Annotated in this window: 17 protein-coding genes and 2 pseudogenes; 10 read left to right on the top strand and 9 right to left on the bottom strand. The window is 68.8% G+C overall.

The window, feature by feature from the left end:
• Nucleotides 1-83 precede the first annotated feature (83 nt).
• Nucleotides 84-599 (top strand): WKL family lipoprotein, encoded by a 516-nt coding sequence (locus ACY466_RS13425; RefSeq protein WP_463245854.1) that lies wholly within the window; start codon nt 84-86, stop codon nt 597-599.
• Nucleotides 600-708: 109 nt separating this feature from the next.
• Here ACY466_RS13425 and ACY466_RS13420 read toward each other — a convergent pair whose 3' ends face one another.
• The 4 genes from ACY466_RS13420 to ACY466_RS13405 all read right to left on the bottom strand — a co-directional run bounded on the left by ACY466_RS13420 (nt 709) and on the right by ACY466_RS13405 (nt 3,595).
• On the bottom strand, nt 709-873 hold the full coding sequence (locus ACY466_RS13420; protein WP_463245853.1) for a hypothetical protein: 165 nt from the start codon (nt 871-873) through the stop codon (nt 709-711).
• 22 nt (nt 874-895) lie between these two features.
• Nucleotides 896-1,780, bottom strand: coding sequence for an alpha/beta hydrolase family protein (locus tag ACY466_RS13415; protein WP_463245852.1), 885 nt, complete (start codon nt 1,778-1,780; stop codon nt 896-898).
• Nucleotides 1,781-1,919: 139 nt separating this feature from the next.
• Nucleotides 1,920-2,669, bottom strand: a complete 750-nt coding sequence (locus ACY466_RS13410) for a hypothetical protein (protein WP_463245851.1) — start codon at nt 2,667-2,669, stop codon at nt 1,920-1,922.
• Nucleotides 2,669-3,595, bottom strand: a complete 927-nt coding sequence (locus ACY466_RS13405; protein ID WP_463245850.1) for a hypothetical protein — start codon at nt 3,593-3,595, stop codon at nt 2,669-2,671. Before ACY466_RS13405 ends, ACY466_RS13410 begins: the two co-directional genes overlap by 1 nt.
• Before the next feature lie 157 nt (nt 3,596-3,752).
• Between ACY466_RS13405 and lspA the strand changes: the two genes are divergently transcribed.
• The 3 genes from lspA to ACY466_RS13390 are packed head-to-tail and all read left to right on the top strand — an operon-like array spanning nt 3,753 to nt 5,847.
• Nucleotides 3,753-4,259, top strand: coding sequence for a signal peptidase II (lspA, locus tag ACY466_RS13400; RefSeq protein ID WP_463252289.1), 507 nt, complete (start codon nt 3,753-3,755; stop codon nt 4,257-4,259).
• Nucleotides 4,256-5,182 carry an RluA family pseudouridine synthase gene (locus ACY466_RS13395; RefSeq protein WP_463245849.1) on the top strand — a complete coding sequence of 309 codons (927 nt, stop codon included), beginning with the start codon at nt 4,256-4,258 and terminating at the stop codon, nt 5,180-5,182. The genes lspA and ACY466_RS13395 overlap by 4 nt, the downstream gene beginning before the upstream one ends.
• The gene (locus tag ACY466_RS13390; protein WP_463245848.1) at nt 5,179-5,847 is read left to right on the top strand and encodes a hypothetical protein; all 669 of its coding nucleotides are present in this window, start codon (nt 5,179-5,181) and stop codon (nt 5,845-5,847) included. Before ACY466_RS13395 ends, ACY466_RS13390 begins: the two co-directional genes overlap by 4 nt.
• 7 nt (nt 5,848-5,854) lie before the next feature.
• Here the strand turns inward: ACY466_RS13390 and ACY466_RS13385 are convergent, their stop codons facing one another.
• Nucleotides 5,855-6,466 (bottom strand): CHAP domain-containing protein, encoded by a 612-nt coding sequence (locus ACY466_RS13385; RefSeq protein ID WP_463245847.1) that lies wholly within the window; start codon nt 6,464-6,466, stop codon nt 5,855-5,857.
• Nucleotides 6,467-6,583: 117 nt separating this feature from the next.
• On the opposite strand from ACY466_RS13385, the gene ACY466_RS13380 reads away from it, so the two are divergent.
• Nucleotides 6,584-7,129: an acyl-CoA thioesterase gene (locus ACY466_RS13380; protein WP_463245846.1), complete on the top strand. Its 546-nt coding sequence runs from the start codon at nt 6,584-6,586 to the stop codon at nt 7,127-7,129.
• A gap of 28 nt (nt 7,130-7,157) precedes the next feature.
• On the opposite strand, the gene ACY466_RS13375 is transcribed toward ACY466_RS13380, so the two are convergent.
• Nucleotides 7,158-7,817, bottom strand: coding sequence for a hypothetical protein (locus tag ACY466_RS13375; RefSeq protein WP_463245845.1), 660 nt, complete (start codon nt 7,815-7,817; stop codon nt 7,158-7,160).
• A 113-nt stretch (nt 7,818-7,930) separates the two neighbouring features.
• On the opposite strand from ACY466_RS13375, the gene ACY466_RS13370 reads away from it, so the two are divergent.
• Nucleotides 7,931-8,692, top strand: coding sequence for an MBL fold metallo-hydrolase (locus ACY466_RS13370; protein WP_463245844.1), 762 nt, complete (start codon nt 7,931-7,933; stop codon nt 8,690-8,692).
• 19 nt (nt 8,693-8,711) lie between these two features.
• Here the strand turns inward: ACY466_RS13370 and ACY466_RS13365 are convergent.
• Nucleotides 8,712-8,954 (bottom strand): annotated as a pseudogene (locus ACY466_RS13365) (DUF3253 domain-containing protein); the annotation flags it as partial.
• Nucleotides 8,955-8,978: 24 nt separating this feature from the next.
• A pseudogene (locus ACY466_RS13360) lies at nt 8,979-9,116 on the bottom strand (DUF2256 domain-containing protein); the annotation flags it as partial.
• Between the two features lie 59 nt (nt 9,117-9,175).
• Here ACY466_RS13360 and rarD point away from each other — a divergent pair.
• Nucleotides 9,176-10,132, top strand: coding sequence for an EamA family transporter RarD (gene rarD, locus ACY466_RS13355; RefSeq protein WP_463245843.1), 957 nt, complete (start codon nt 9,176-9,178; stop codon nt 10,130-10,132).
• Nucleotides 10,133-10,184: 52 nt separating this feature from the next.
• Nucleotides 10,185-13,757, top strand: coding sequence for a DNA polymerase III subunit alpha (gene dnaE, locus ACY466_RS13350; protein WP_463245842.1), 3,573 nt, complete (start codon nt 10,185-10,187; stop codon nt 13,755-13,757).
• A 161-nt stretch (nt 13,758-13,918) separates the two neighbouring features.
• Here the strand turns inward: dnaE and ACY466_RS13345 are convergent, their stop codons facing one another.
• Nucleotides 13,919-14,167 (bottom strand): hypothetical protein, encoded by a 249-nt coding sequence (locus ACY466_RS13345; protein WP_463245841.1) that lies wholly within the window; start codon nt 14,165-14,167, stop codon nt 13,919-13,921.
• Nucleotides 14,168-14,361: 194 nt separating this feature from the next.
• On the opposite strand from ACY466_RS13345, the gene ACY466_RS13340 reads away from it, so the two are divergent.
• Nucleotides 14,362-14,796 (top strand): nitroreductase family deazaflavin-dependent oxidoreductase, encoded by a 435-nt coding sequence (locus ACY466_RS13340; protein ID WP_463245840.1) that lies wholly within the window; start codon nt 14,362-14,364, stop codon nt 14,794-14,796.
• A 56-nt stretch (nt 14,797-14,852) separates the two neighbouring features.
• On the top strand, nt 14,853-16,166 hold the full coding sequence (gene ilvA / locus ACY466_RS13335; protein ID WP_463252288.1) for a threonine ammonia-lyase IlvA: 1,314 nt from the start codon (nt 14,853-14,855) through the stop codon (nt 16,164-16,166).
• Nucleotides 16,167-16,174: the final 8 nt, after the last annotated feature.

Here is a 16,174-nt window from a genome sequence, read left to right as displayed (position 1 = left end):
AGGTGAGATCCTGCCCGGATGTCACTCGAACGATCGTGCTGCCCGAGAACGACGGTAGTAACCGAGAAGCAAAGGATGACGAGTTGAAGCTCCCACGTACCGGACGTGCAGTCGTGGCCGGAATGGCCGTTGCCGCCGCGCTCACCATGACCGCTTGCAGCAGCGAAGAGGACACCACCACGGCGGAAGCGACCTCCTCGGCCGTCGAGACCAGTGCCGCCGAGGCACCGGCCGCGGCCGATCTTCCCCCCGTTCCCACCGCGGCCGAGCTGAACGAGCGCCTGCAGTTCGGTCTCGACCCGAACGTGCCGCTCGAGGAGAAGGTCGAGCTCGTTCAGGGTGCCGAGCAGGATCCGGAGCTGATCAACAAGGTCGCCGACTCCGCACGCCAGAACAACGCGCAGATCGAGGTCCTCGACGTCACCGACCTCGGTGACGGAACGCTGAGCTCCAACGCGACGCTGACCATCGGTGACCAGACCAACCCGCTGCAGGTCGCCTACGTGGCCGAGGACGGCGTCTGGAAGTTGTCGCAGGACAACGCGTGCGCCATCGTTTCGCTCGCGCAGATCGAGTCGCCGGCCTGCCCCGCGCTCTGATCGTCACGACCTACGCCGAGCCGGTGCCCTACGGGGCACCGGCTCGAGTCGTGTCCGGGGGAGTTTCGAGCCTGCGGTGTCCCAGCCGGCGTTGTCCGGGCCTGCGGCGTCAGCGGCGAGCGCCGGCGTTCGCCGCCCCCACCGCGATCACGCCGGCCAGGATGGTCGCCCAGCCGGCGATCCCGAGGGAGAACCACGTCACCAGAACGGCGCCGACAGCGGTGAGAACCGCGCCGAGGACGAGCAACAGCACGCGGCGACGCTCGGGTTCCATGCCCCGAGTCTACGGACGTGTTTCAGTCGAGCGGGCAGGTGGCCGCGACGGCCGAGATCGCCCCGCCGACCGGCGGAGTGGGGCACAGGAAGCCGTCGTAGCGCCGATCGTCGTCGAGGAATCGCTTCAACCACGCGATGGAGTACTGCGCGATGGTGGTGTTGGGCGCGTTGGGCGCGAAATGGCTCGCCCCGCTCAGCTCCACGTATGCCTTGGCGGTGGTGTCGGGGAGGCTCGCGTAGATGGGCTCGGAGTGCAGCGCGACGGGAGCCACGGTGTCGGCCTGCGCGCCGATCAGCAAGGTCGGTGTGGTCAGGTACGGCCACGTGGTGTCGTCGTGCCACACCGTGAGCGGGATCGCGGCCTTCAGTTCGGGGTTCGCCTTGGCCGCGGCGAGCGCTCCGCCGCCGCCCATGGAATGCCCCATGACGCCGAGACGCTCGGGGTCGACGCGGTCACGGACCTCGCTCACGTCGGTCAGGTACGTCAGTGCCGCGGCGAGTTGCTCTCCGCGTGAGGCGGGCCGGTCCGTCAGCGTGAGGGTGTCGATGACGAAGACCACGAAACCCTGTGAGGCCAGACGGGGACCGAGCCACGCGACGGAGGACTGCAGTCCGGTGAATCCGGGGGAGAGCGCCACGGCACCGAAGGTGCCGGCGTCCGTGACGTCGGGATAGTAGACCGTGCCGCCACCGAAACCGGTCGCCGCCGGCCGCGGAACGACGGACATGGCCACGGGGAGCTCGCCCTCGGGATCCGCGACCGACGCCGGCGTCGGATCGGGGCCGCGCTGGGTCTCGTCGACCCGCGCCTGTGCCGGTCCCGCGCCGAGGGCGGTGGTGGTCAGCAGGACGGCGGCCGTCGCGGCGAGAGCAGTACGCAGACGAGCGGTGATCGATCGTGGCAATGTGCGGCCCTCGCGGTCGTTCGAGAACGGGTCGAATCCGACAGTACCAACGGCGCCGACGGGTCCGGACGAAGCCGAATCTTCGTTGTGATCACTCACCGGGGTGAGGGGGTGCCGGAGGGAGGAGTGACGCGCGGAGTCAGGATGCGAGCCGCTGTGCCGACGTCTCGGCGAGCCCACGAACCACCTCGGGGTCCACGGGCTGCGTTCCGGTGGCGACCAGTTGCGACACCGTCGAGCCGACCAGCGTCACCACCGCGTCGGTGGTGAGCGAGATGCCCTCGCTCTCCACCGCCACCCGCACCGCGAACGACGCGTCCCCAAGGGTGACGTCGGAGGGGAACAGGGGAGAGGCACCGACCTCGTAGTCGACGGTGATGCCGTCCGCGTCGGTCCCGGTGAACGTCGCACAGTCGGCCACGGAGTCCTGGATGGTGCGGAACGCGTCGGCGGCGCCGTTTCCGGAGTAACCGGCCGCGTCCTGGTCGACGGAGGCGAAGTCGGGGCCGCTGTAGGTGACGGAGGCGGTGACGAGCGATCCGGGGAGCTGGCTCGCCACCGGGGCCAGGACCGCGGCGCACGCGGCCGGGTCGGTGCTGGACCGATTCGGGGCGTCGACGTCCGCGGACGATTCGTCCAGCGGCGGCAGTTCGTATCCGGTGTACCCCGGGGGCAGGTCGGCGATCGTGATCATCCGGCCGGCGAGGGTGGCGGAGTCGGTGAACGGCTCACGGCCCTGCACCGCGTCGGGGACGTCGACGGGGACGAATCGATCCATCGCGACCGTCGGTGCGGCCGGCGTGGAGGTGTCGTCCGGCGTGTCGTCGCTGCAGCCGACGAGGACGGACATCACCACGACCCCGGCGGCGACGGCAGCGGTCCGCCGCATCAGCTGCTCCACTCGACGGAGTTGGTGGTGGTCTGGCGGAGGACGGTCTCGCTGTTCGGGTCACGGTAGACCTGGTCCCCACCGACGGTGATCGACCCGGCGACGGGGAGCGGACGGTCGAGGTCCACGGTGACGCTCCCGGTGCCGCTCAGGTCGAAGGCTTCGATGTTCAATGATCCCTCGCCGTCGGGAAGCTGCCAGATCGGTTGCTGCGCGGACTGGCTCACCGCCAGATCGAGGGTCGCGACGCCGTCCTCGATCGAGGTCAGGGTCACCGTCGTCTCCTGGGTCAGGGCGATCCCGCTGACGACCTCCTGGGTGACCGTCCATTGCGCGCCCTCGCCCACGGGTTCGCCGGGGAAGGGAATCACGCGATAGACGGCCTGGGAGAGCGCCTGCTCGACGGCCGCGCGCGCGATGTCGCTCGCATCCGGCGACGGGTCGATGATCAGGGCCGTGACCGCGCCGGCGGGGGTGAGCGTCCAGCCCGCCTCGGACCCTTCCGTGGCCGCGAGGTTGCCGGACAGGGTCGCGTCGGGTGTGGTCGATTGCCCCAGGATCATCGACACCTCGATGCCGCCCTCGGTACGGCTCGGCGCGGACGTGGCCGTGAGCGGTGTCGTCACGGGCGGAGTCGAGAAGTCCTGCGGGGGCTGATCGTCGATCGACTGGAGAATGGACGACGACGTGGTCAGGACCGCGGACTGCTCGTCGGGCGAGGCGATCGGCGCGAGGATGCCGCGGGGCTGGGCGCCCGCGTCGAGCAACGTGGTCGTGGCGTCGGAGACGGGCAGTGTGACGGCCGTCGGACTCGGGACGTCCTCGGTCTCGTCGGCGTCGGAAGCATCGGAACCGCAACCGGCCGCGAACAGCGTCATCACCGCCGCGGCGACGGTGACACGGACGGCGGCGGAGGAACGCGACATCGACAACACACCGTGAAGGCTATCGACGTTTCCTGAGCACGCGGTGAGCCGATCCCCCCTCGGCGGACACACCGGGTCGGGAGGGAACCGCGGATGAGGAACAATGGACTGCGTGAGCGACGTCGAACAGCCGGAAACCCCCACGAGGCCGCGGCGGATGCGGCGGTTGCTGATCATCGCGGCGATCATTCTGGTCTCCGACCTCGTGACCAAGATTCTCGCCGTCGCCTTCATCGATCCTCGCGATCCGATCCGCATCGTCGGCGACACCGTCACCCTGACCCTGATCCGCAACCCCGGTGCCGCGTTCTCCATGGCCACCGGGATGACGTGGCTGCTCACGTTGGTGGCGGTGGCGGTGGTGATCGGTGTCATCCGTATCGGTCGCACGTTGCGGTCCTCGTGGTGGGCGCTCGGACTCGGCCTGGTCCTGGGCGGCGCGCTGGGCAACCTGGTCGACCGCTTCTTCCGCTCACCCGGCCCCCTGCAGGGTCACGTCGTCGATTTCGTGTCCATCGGGTGGTGGCCGGTGTTCAACGTCGCCGATTCCTCGATCGTGTGCGGCGCGATTCTGCTCGTCGTGATCACCCTGTTCGGCATCGAACCGGACGGCACGCGCCGCACCGACGACGAGTCGTCCGAACAGCGATCGGACGCCTCGTGAGGGAATCGCGCTCGCTGCCCGTCCCCGACGGTCTCGACGGCATGCGCGTCGACGCCGGGTTGGCTCGACTCCTCGGCCTGTCCCGCACGGTCGTCGCCACGCTGGCGGACGAGGGTTCCATCCAGGTCGACGGCACGGCCGTGAACAAGTCGGATCGACTCGGCAGCGGGTCCTGGCTCGAGGTGCAATTGCCCGAACCGGTACGTCCGCTGACCATCGAGGCGCAGCCGGTCGAGGGCATGGAGATCCTGTACTCGGACGACGACATCGTGGTGGTGGACAAGCCCGTCGGGGTGGCCGCGCACGCCAGTGTCGGATGGACCGGCCCGACGGTCATCGGTGGCCTCGCCGCCGCCGGGTTCCGGATCTCCACGTCCGGGGTGCACGAGCGCCAGGGAATCGTGCACCGTCTGGACGTCGGAACCTCCGGTGTGATGGTGGTCGCGACCTCCGAGCACGCCTACACCGTGCTCAAGCGGGCGTTCAAGCAGCGCACCATCGACAAGCGGTATCACGCTCTGGTGCAGGGACATCCGGATCCGTCGAGCGGAACCATCGACGCCCCGATCGGTCGGCACCGCAGCAACGACTGGAGGTTCGCCGTCACCGCCGACGGCAAGCCGAGCATCACCCACTACGACACCGTCGAGGCGTTCCAGGCGGCGAGCCTGCTCGATGTCCACCTCGAGACCGGTCGCACCCACCAGATCCGGGTGCACTTCTCGGCGTTGCGCCATCCGTGTTGCGGTGACCTCACCTACGGGGCCGATCCGCGGTTGGCCGAACGGCTGGGCCTCGAACGTCAGTGGCTGCACGCCCGCGCGCTGGGGTTCGTGCATCCGTCTCGGGGACATCACGTGGAGTTCGAGAGTCCGTACCCGGCGGACCTTCAACATGCACTGGACGTGTTGAGGGCGGGATGAACCGGGTCGGCACCGGAGCCGTCGCCGCGGCGTGCGTCGTGCTACTCCTCGCCGTGACGGTGGCCCTCGGGGTGAACAATCCGGTGCGCGGTCTCGGCGTCGGTACCGACGTCCTGGGGCCCGTCGGAGCCGAGAGCGCCGACGAGTACGTCGCGGAGGCGTCCCGGTCGCTCGACGATCGTGAGGACGCGGTCGGCGATCGCTGGGCCCTGGTGTCGTTCGACCGGTACGTCGGGGCCGGTGCGGTGGCGAGCGGAGCAGCGCTCGGCGACACGGGGATTCGCGTGTCCACGGTCTTCGTCCGAGCCCCGATCGACCGGGTGCAGACCCCCGTGCACGCCGTGGGGGTGCCGGACACCGACGAGGTGATCGCCCGCGCCGTCCGCGACGCGGCGGCGCTGGTGGTTCCGGGATCCGATCCGCGGTCGGCGGCGGTGGCCGAGGTGGTCCGCGGTCGTTACCTCGACGACTGCGTCTGTGTCGCCGGCGTTCTCGTCCGGGCCGACACGGCGACCCTGCGCGTCGTGGCGTCCTCGGACGGCGTGCGGGCGGTCGAGGCGCTGCCCCCGGACGCGATCTTCGGTCGCTTCGCGGCGTCGCCGCTCCTCCCCGAACACACCGGGGCGACGGTGAGTGCGGACGACGGAGACGTTCCCGTCCGGTGACGACGGGTCACTCGACGGGGAGGCGTCCGAATCCCACGACAGCGGTATCGGCGGTGACGTCGAGTGTGTGCACGCGGATGCCGCCCATCTCGTTCCCGCCGACCGTGGTGACCGTGTCACCGTCGACGGCGATCACCAGATTGGTGTGCTGGCCCATCGTGAACCGGCCGAGTGGGCCGGCGTTGTCGTAGAGCACCACGTCCCCGACACTCGGACGATGGTCACCGACGGCTTCGAACCGGCCCTGTTCCTGGTAGTACTCGGTGAGCGTGTAGACGCCGGGAATACGCCAGCTGCCGGAGTGGGGATTGGTCAACGGTGCTCCGCTCTCGCGCATCACCCAGCTCACGAAGTCGGCGCACCATGCCTCGTCGACGCCCTCGGCGTAGTGGGTGCCGGGCTTCGGGTCGGCGTGCTCGGCGCGAGCGACCTCCACCACCCGCGCGGCCAGAGCGGACTCGGCCCCGGTGGTGGAATCGGGGAACGACGCCGTGTCCCACGGGAAATACCGTTCGGGGGCCGACCACGCCACGGCTCCGACGATCAGGCAGGCGAGCGCAACCGCAACGATGACGGTGCGACGCACGCGGCGAGGGCGTCGGGTCGGTGCGGTGGTCATGCCCATCAACCTAGTGCGACACCGATGCGTGTGGTCGCTCCACGGAGTGAGGGTTCGGTGAGAGTGTCACGGTGGGGGTGCGGCGGCGGGCGCGGCCCTCGTTCGTAGGCTCGCAGCATGATCATGACGCTGCGGCTGCTGAAGAACATGAGACCGGTCGCGTCGACGAACCGCGCCGGAGCGGGTGACACCCTCGACGCCGCGTTCCGCGTCCTGCCCTCGGACCTCGACGTGCTCCGGCACATGAACAACGGGCGATATCTGTCGATCCTGGACGCAGCTCGAATGGCCTACCACGTGCGCACCGGTCTGTGGCCGCGGCTGCGCTCGGCCGGATGGCACCCCGTGGTGGCCGCGCAGACCATCACGTATCGGCGCTCGTTGACCCTCGGCACCCGGTTCGTGGTCCGCACGACGTTGCTGGGATTCGACGCCAAGAACGCGATCTTCGAGCAGAACTTCGTGGTCGGCGACTCCGTCCACGCCACGGCTCTGGTCGCGTGCCGCTATATCGACGGAACGGGAAAGTCGGTGTCGCCGAGCGACCTTCGCACTCTCGACGTGCGCTGGACGGCTGCCGACTCACTCGACGGATGGGTCACGGACTGGACGGAGTCGGTTCGGGCACACGCAACCGACGCTTCGCGCCGGGCGATGGAGTGATCGACGCTTCGCGCCGGTTGAAGGACGCCTAGTCCGAACTCGCCCGTCGCGCCTTCTCCAACGCGGCCAACGTGGTCATGACCGTCGCGCGCTGCCGCTCGAGATCGCTGAGCCGGGCGCGTGCGGGCAGACCCCCGGAGGTGCGCGCGTCGGCGATGCCGGCGTCGATGGCGCCCAGCTGGTCGAGCAGTCCGCTCACCCGGTCACCGAGCGACGAGACGTCCACGCCGCTGACGGCCGCGGTGGGTGCCGACGTCCGCGACGAGGTCGACGGGCGAGTCGGAGCCGACGCTCGCGACGGCGTCGATGTCCGCGACGGAGCCGAGCCGGCGGACCGGGTGGACGCCTTGCGTACGTCCGCCGCCCCCGGGCGCTTGGGGAGTCTGCTGCGATCGAGCGCCGCGCGGGCGTCACGCGCCGCCGTGCGGTGGTCGAGCTCCTCGTCGTCCTCGGAGTCCACGGCGCCGCCCAGGGGTCGGAGTCCGTACATCCCGATGAACCGTCGCGCGGCGTCGACGACGCTCTCGTGCGCCCGGCAGTCCGCGCATCGTGGCTCGTCGCGGTAGGGCTCCACGTCGTGTCGACTGCCGCACCAGACGCAGCCGCCGGGCGACCATTTCCGCACGACCGGGGGTTCGGCGTCGGTGGAGGAGGGGGAAGGGGAGTCCAGGGTTCGAGCGTCGATCACGACGAGCCAGCGTAGTCGACCGCGCATGTTCCAGGACTACGGGACCCCCTGCTGCACCGGGGTTTTCGAGCAGAAGGTGAGCAAAGTCATCGCAGTGGTCGTACCCTGCACGCGTGAGAGACGTGGAACTGCTGACCGTGGCCGACGGGGTCGTCGTCGCGTCGGGCCCGGACGTCAACTGGACGCTGCTCGTCGACGACGACGGGGTGACGCTCGTCGACGCCGGTTATCCGAAGTACGTCGAGCTGGTGCTCGAGTCGCTGCGCCGGATCGGTCGGAGACCGGAGGACGTGCGTGCGATCCTGCTGACCCACGCGCACATCGACCACATCGGTGGGGCGGGGTGGTTCGCCTCGCGTCACGGCACGCCCGTCCTGACCTCCACGGTCGAGGCCGCGCACGCGCGCCGGGAGTACCTCGAACAGTCGTCGCCGGCCGACGTGGTTCGCAACGCGTGGCGTCCGGGGGTGCTGCCCTGGAGCCTGCGCATCACCCGGGCGGGCGGTCTGGAATCCGGAGCGGTGCCGGGCGCGGCCGGCTTCGATTCCGTCGCGACCGGAGCGGACGGGCGTCTCGACCTCCCCGGTGCTCCGCTCCCGGTGGCCACGCCGGGGCACACGTCGGGTCACACGGGGTACCACCTGCCGGACGTGGGCGCGGTGATCACCGGGGACGCCCTCATCACCGGGCATGCACTCACCTCCGTCCGGGGTGCGCAGTTGCTTCCGCCGATGTTCTCGCACGATCGGGCAGGCGAGGAGCGCGCTCTCGGGGCCTTCGTCGGGCTCGACGCGGACGTTCTGATTCCCGGACACGGCCCGGCCACTCGGGGATCGGTGGACGACGCCGTGGAGCGGGCGCTGGCCCGCCGGTGACGGGCGTCCGCCGGCTCCGTCAGTTCGGACGCGCGATCCGGATGGGGCCCTTCGCGGTCGACGGATCGACGGTGTGGCCACCCTGGGTGATGCGTACCCGGCCGGCGTCGACGAGTCGCCGCGCCGCGCGCCGTACCGGTTCCATGAGCGGCCGCCAGTCGTCCGGGGCGACGGTACGAGCCACGTCCGACGGGCAGATCGTCGCGTCCCTCGCTCGTGCGTGCAGGAGCTCGAGGATCTTGGCCTCGAGGTCGGTGTCGGCGTCGCCGACCTTGCGGCGTCGGCAGGCGTCGCTGCAGTACTTGACCTGATCCCAGTCCCGCTCCCACTTCTTCCGCCACTCGATCCGGCGCCCGCAGGAGGCGCAGGTCTTGTCGGGGTGCTCGGTCGAGGACGGGGTCGATGTCCGTTTGCGGTGGGCCACCCCTCGATTGTGCCCGCGCCGTGCGGAACGGCGTGAACGGTCGGGTCTACCGTGATCGGGTGAGCACCGCCCCCGCCGTGAGAGAACCCCGTTCGGCCCAGTCCGTCGGACTCCTCAGCGGGGTCGGCGCCTACGGGATCTGGGGCCTGTTCCCGGCCTTCTTCGGTCTGTTGACCTTCGCGGCGCCGGTCGAGGTCCTGGCGCACCGCATTCTCTGGACACTGGTGTTGATGCTGGGTGTGCTCGCCGCCCTCGGCCGGCTGGGATCGCTCCGACGACTCTCCGCCCGGACCTGGGGCGTGGTGGCGTTGGCGTCGACGTTCATCTCGATCAACTGGGGCGTCTACATCTACGCCGTGGTCTCGGTCCGAGTCACCGAGGCGGCGCTCGGCTACTTCATCAACCCTCTCGTCAGTGTGCTCCTGGGCGTGGCGTTCTTCCGCGAGCGACTGAGTCGCGCCCAGATCGCGGCGCTGGCCCTCGCCGTCGTGGCGGTGGTCGTGCTCACCGTGGACTACGGTCGGCCGCCGATCATCGCGCTGACGCTCGCGTTCTCCTTCGCGATGTACGGGGTGATGAAGAAGATCGTTCGCCTCGAGCCGGTCACCAGCCTGACCGCCGAGGGTCTGGTCGGCGTCCCCGTCGCGATCGCGTACCTGGTGTTCCTGGGTGTCACCGGTGCGTCGACCGCGCTGTCCGCGGGGGCGCCGAGCGCGTGGCTGCTCGTCCTCGCCGGACCGGTCACCGCGGCGCCGCTGCTGCTGTTCGGGATGGCCGCCCAGAAACTGCCGCTCGTCACCCTCGGGCTGCTCCAGTACCTCACGCCCGCACTGCAACTCGCGTGGGGCGTGCTGGTGTTGAACGAGTTCATGTCGACCGCGCGCTGGGTCGGGTTCGCCCTCATCTGGGGAGCATTGGCGATCTTCACGACGGATTCGGTCCGGCGCTTGCGTCGGGGTCGGCTGGCGTCGTTGACGGCCGAGACCGCGGCCTCGCGGACCGTCGAGAAGCCGTGACCGGCCGCGCGTGGATCGACTCATTCGCCTCAGTGGTCACACTCGCGTGTGAATGACATCCGTGTCGGTCGGAGGACCTAGAGTGGCGGACGTGTCGGACTTCGTTCATCTCCACAATCACACCGAGTACTCCATGCTGGACGGGGCGGCGAAGATCGCGCCCATGTTCGCCGAGGCGCAGCGCCTGGGGATGAGTGCGGTCGGTATGACCGACCACGGCAACATGTACGGCGCCAGCGAGTTCTACAACGAGGCCACGAAGGCCGGGATCAAGCCGATCATCGGTATCGAGGCGTACGTGGCGCCGGAATCCCGGTTCAACAAGAAGCGCGTCCTGTGGGGCGATCGCAGCCAGAAGTCCGACGACGTCTCCGGTAGCGGCGCCTACACCCACATGACGATGGTGGCGGAGAACGCGACCGGCCTGCGCAACCTGTTCAAGCTGTCCTCCCTGGCGTCCACCGAGGGGCAGCTCGGCAAGTGGGCGCGCATGGACGAGGAGATCATCGCCAACCACGCCGAGGGCATCATCGCCACCACCGGCTGCCCGTCGGGGGAGATCCAGACTCGGCTTCGGCTCGGCCACGAGCGCGAGGCTCTCGAAGCGGCGGCCAAGTGGCAGGAGATCTGGGGTCCGGACAACTTCTTCCTCGAACTGATGGACCACGGTCTGTCCATCGAGCGTCGGGTGCGCGAAGGTCTGCTCTCCATCGGTCAGCAGCTCGGCATTCCGCCACTCGCGACCAACGACTGCCACTACGTGACCAAGGACGCCTCGGTGAACCACGAGGCGCTGCTGTGCATCCAGACCGGCAAGACGCTCAGCGACCCGACGCGCTTCAAGTTCGACGGTGACGGTTACTACCTCAAGTCCGCCGAGGAGATGCGGGCGCTCTGGGACAGCGAGGTTCCGGGGGCGTGCGATTCGACGCTGCTCATCGCCGAGCGCGTCCAGCCGTACGACGAGGTGTGGGAGCACCGGGATCGGATGCCGATCTTCCCGGTCCCCGAGGGCTACGACCAGGGCACCTGGCTGCGCAAGGAGGTCATGGACGGGCTGCACCGGCGGTTCCCCGACGGGCCGGGCGAGGAGTACCTCGCCCGCGCGGACTACGAGATCAGCGTCATCCTCGAGATGGGATTCCCGGCGTACTTCCTGGTGGTCGGTGACCTCATCAACCACGCCAAGGACGTCGGCATCCGCGTCGGTCCCGGTCGTGGATCCGCCGCCGGGTCCCTGGTCGCCTACGCGATGGGCATCACCAACATCGATCCGCTGCCCCACGGGCTGCTGTTCGAGCGATTCCTCAACCCCGAGCGCGTGTCCATGCCCGATATCGACATCGACTTCGACGATCGCCGTCGCGGCGAGATGGTGCGGTACGCCACGGAGAAGTGGGGGAGCGACCGGGTCGCCCAGGTCATCACGTTCGGCACCATCAAGACCAAGGCCGCCATCAAGGACTCGGCGCGCGTGCAGTTCGGGCAGCCCGGTTTCGCGATCGCCGATCAGATCACCAAGGCGCTGCCGCCGCCCGTCATGGCCAAGGACATCTCCGTGGCCGGGATCACCGATCCGGCGCACGAGCGGTACAAGGAGGCCACCGAGGTCCGAGCGCTCATCGATTCGAATCCCGACGTCGCGAAGATCTATCAGACGGCCAAGGGACTCGAGGGTCTGATCCGCAACGCCGGAGTGCACGCGTGCGCGGTCATCATGTCCTCGGAGCCGCTCACCGACGCCATTCCGGTGTGGAAGCGCCCGCAGGACGGCGCCATCATCACCGGGTGGGACTACCCCTCCTGCGAGGCCATCGGTCTGCTGAAGATGGACTTCCTCGGTCTGCGGAACCTGACCGTGATCGGCGACGCCATCGACAACATCAAGGCGAACCGCGGCATCGACATCGACCTCGATGCGCTGCCCCTCGACGATCCCGCGACGTACGAATTGCTGTCCCGCGGAGACACTCTCGGCGTGTTCCAGCTGGACGGCAGCGCGATGCGCGATCTGCTGCGCAAGATGCAGCCCACCGGGTTCGAGGACATCGTCGCCGTGCTCGCGCTGTACCGGCCCGGACCGATGGGCATGAACTCGCACAACGACTACGCCGACCGCAAGAACGGTCGTCAGGAAGTCATCCCCATTCACCCGGAGCTCGAGGAACCCCTGCAGGTCATCCTCGGCGAGACCTACGGCCTGGTGGTGTACCAGGAGCAGATCATGCAGCTCGCGCAGAAGGTGGCCGGGTACTCGCTGGGCCAGGCCGACCTGCTGCGCCGCGCCATGGGCAAGAAGAAGCTCTCGGAGCTGGAGAAGGCGTACGCGGGGTTCCGGCAGGGAATGCTGGACAACGATTTCTCCGAGGCGGCCATCAAGGCGCTGTGGGACACCGTGCTCCCGTTCGCCGGCTACGCGTTCAACAAGTCGCACTCCGCGGGCTACGGCCTGGTGTCGTACTGGACCGCCTACCTCAAGGCCAACTACCCGGCCGAATACATGGCCGGTCTGCTCACCAGCGTGGGCGACGACAAGGACAAGGCTGCCATCTACCTCGCGGACTGCCGTCGCCTCGGGATCACCGTGCTCCCACCGGATGTCAACGAGTCCGAGCTGAACTTCGCCTCCGTCGGCGAGGACATCCGTTTCGGTCTGGGTGCGGTGCGCAACGTGGGCACCAACGTCGTGGCGTCCATCATCGCGGCCCGCAAGGAGAAGTCCAGCTTCTCCGACTTCTCCGATTACCTGGCCAAGATCGACGCGACCGCGTGCAACAAGAAGGTCACCGAGTCGTTGATCAAGTCCGGCGGATTCGATTCGCTCGGGCATCCGCGCAAGGGCCTGATGCTCATCCACGCCGACGCCATCGACGCCGTCCTGGGCACCAAGAAGGCGGAGGCGATCGGTCAGTTCGATCTCTTCGGCGGCGTCGACGCGGACGAGTCGATCACGTCGGTCTTCAACGTGAAGATCCCCGACGAGGAATGGGACTCCAAGCACCGCCTGGCGCTCGAGCGAGAGATGTTGGGGCTCTACGTCTCCGGACACCCGCTCAACGGCGTCGAGCACGTGCTCGCCGCGCAGTCCGACACGGCGATCCCCACCATTCTCGAGGGGAGCCTGAAGGACGGTACCCAGGTGACGGTCGGCGGCATTCTCGCGTCGGTCAACCGACGCGTGAACAAGAACGGTCTGACGTGGGCGTCCGCGCAACTCGAGGATCTCACCGGTGGTATCGAGGTGCTGTTCTTCCCGCAGGCGTATTCGGTCTTCGGGGCGGACGTGACCGAGGATGCGGTGGTGCTGGTCAAGGCGCGGGTCTCGGCGCGCGACGATCGGATCTCGTTGATCGCCAACGACATCGCCGTACCGGACCTGTCCTCGGTGGGGGTTGCCAAGCCGGTGGCGGTGAGCCTTCCCACGCGTCAGTGCACCGCGGACAAGGTGGGCGCACTCAAGCGGGTGCTGGCCAGTCATCCGGGGACCACGGACGTGCATCTCCGGCTCATCAGCGGCGAGCGCGTGACGATGCTCAAGGTGGACGAGAAGCTTCGGGTGACGCCGTCGTCGGCGCTGATGGGTGACCTCAAGGCACTGTTGGGACCGGGCTGCCTCGCGGTATGAGTCGGCGCGGTTCGGCGGGCGCTCCGGTTAGAATCGGCCGATGATCACCGAATTCATCAACCTGGTCCTGTCCGCTCTCGGGGGAGTCGCCGCCGGCAGCAGCGGCTTCTTCCTCGCTCCCGGGGTACTTCCGTTCGGCCTCTGAGTCGGGGCGGAGCCGGTCAGGAGCGGGGGAGACCCCGCTCCGCGATCCGCAGGCCCCACCAGGTGAGGACGGTTGCGGAGGCCGCGGCGAGCACGGCGGTCTGCACGACGCCCACCATCACCAGTGCCGCCAGGAAGACGAGAGCACCGAGGAACAGCGCCTGCAATTTGTAGACCGGCCACTGCGTTCCGGCGAGGTCGACGGTGCGGTGCGGCTCCGCGGAGTCACGCAGGGTGCCGTGGGCGGACGAATCGTAGGTCGTCATCGCATCCTCCTCGCAGAACAGTCGTCAACAGCAACAGCAGGTTCGGTGTTCGGTCGCGCGGAGTGCGATCGTGACGACACCCTCACGCTGATGTCCAGGCTACACGCACTCCAGGTTTCGGGCCACCGAACTTTCGACTCGGTCGGGAGCGGAGTCCGGTTGCCGACCGACGGTCCCGCGTGTGTACTGGATCCATGCCTCTGCAGGGAGAATACGAGCCGAGTTCCAGCGGGTGGGCGGCCGAGCAGGCCGATCTGTACGAGAGTTCGGGTGGAACCGAGGGCACCACGATGCGCGGCATGCCCGTGGTCCTGCTCACCACGATCGGTAACAAGACGGGCAAGCTTCGCCGGACGCCGTTGATGCGAGTCGAGCACGACGGCGCCTACCTCGCGGTGGCGTCACTGGGCGGCGCGCCGAAGAACCCGGTCTGGTACTACAACGTCAAGGCCGACCCGCACGTGGAGCTGCGCGACGGCACCGAGAAATGGGACATGACGGCGCGCGAGATCGACGGCGACGAGAAGGCCGTGTGGTGGGAACGGGCGGTCGCGGCCTACCCCGACTACGCCGACTATCAGGAGAAGACCGACCGAGAGATTCCGGTCTTCGTCCTCGAACGTTCCTGACCGAGCCCGCTCCGCCGCCGTGCGGTGGGCAGTGACAGCATGTGCTGGTGACCGACGTGACGATCCGAACCGACACCGCTGCCGTGACGGCGGCCGACATCGATGCGGCCGCACACCGAATTCACGACGTCGTCGCGCGGACGCCGCTCGAGTACTGCGAGCGTCTGTCCGCGGCGACGGGTGCGCACGTCTACCTCAAACGTGAAGACCTGCAACGGGTTCGGTCGTACAAGCTGCGCGGTGCCTACAACCTGATGCTGCAACTGACCGACGCCGAACGAGACGCGGGTGTGGTCGCTGCCAGCGCCGGTAATCACGCGCAGGGCGTCGCCTATGCCTGCCGCGAGCTCGGGGTGCGCGGGCGGATCTACGTCCCGACGAACACCCCCAAGCAGAAGCGTGACCGCATCGCCTTCCACGGTGGTGACGCAGTCCAGGTCATCAGCGTGGGCGCCACCTTCGATGCCGCGTCGCAGGCCGCGAAGGACGACGTCGCTCGAACGGGCGCGACCATCGTGCCGCCGTTCGACGATCCTCGCACCGTCGCGGGGCAGGGAACCATCGCCAAGGAGATCCTCGAACAACTCGGCGCCACCCCGTCGGCGGTCGTCGTGGCCGTCGGTGGGGGTGGTTGCGTGACCGGCGTGGCCGCCTATCTGGCGGAACGGTCGCCGCACACCACGATCGTGGGATGCGAGCCCTCGGGCGCGGCGTCGCTGACGGCAGCGCTGATCGCGGGCGGACCCGTGACTCTGCCCGAGGTCGACCCCTTCGTCGACGGTGCCGCAGTCCGTCGCGTCGGCGACGTCCCGTATTCCGTCCTCGCGGAACTCGACGCCACCGTGGCCTCGCACGCGACGCTGCCGGTGGCGGCGGGGTCCGGAGCATTCGTCGTCACGCAGGTCGACGAGGGCGCGATCTGCACCGCGATGCTCGACCTCTATCAGAGCGAGGGCGTGATCGCCGAGCCCGCCGGGGCTCTGTCGGTGGCGGCCCTCGAGCACGTCGACTGCGCTCCCGGGGACGTGATCGTCTGTCTGGTGTCCGGTGGCAACAACGACGTCTCGCGCTACGGCGAGATCCTCGAACGTTCCCTGGTGCACCAGGGACTCAAGCACTACTTCCTGGTGGACTTCCCCCAGGAGCCGGGTGCGCTGCGTACCTTCCTGGACGTGGTGCTGGGTCCGGACGACGACATCACCCTGTTCGAGTACGTCAAGCGCAACAACCGGGAGACGGGCGCCGCGCTCGTCGGAATCCAGCTCGGCGCGGCGTCGGGCCTGACCGCTCTGCTCGAGCGCATGGAGGATTCGCCCATGCACGTCAAGCACCTCGAGCCGGGGTCGCCGGCGTACCGCTACCTCACCTGAGGCCCGCG

Source organism: Rhodococcus sp. K11/5, assembly GCF_055193735.1.
The sequence above is the reverse complement of the archived record's forward strand: the minus strand, read 5'-3'. Positions and strand labels throughout refer to the sequence as shown.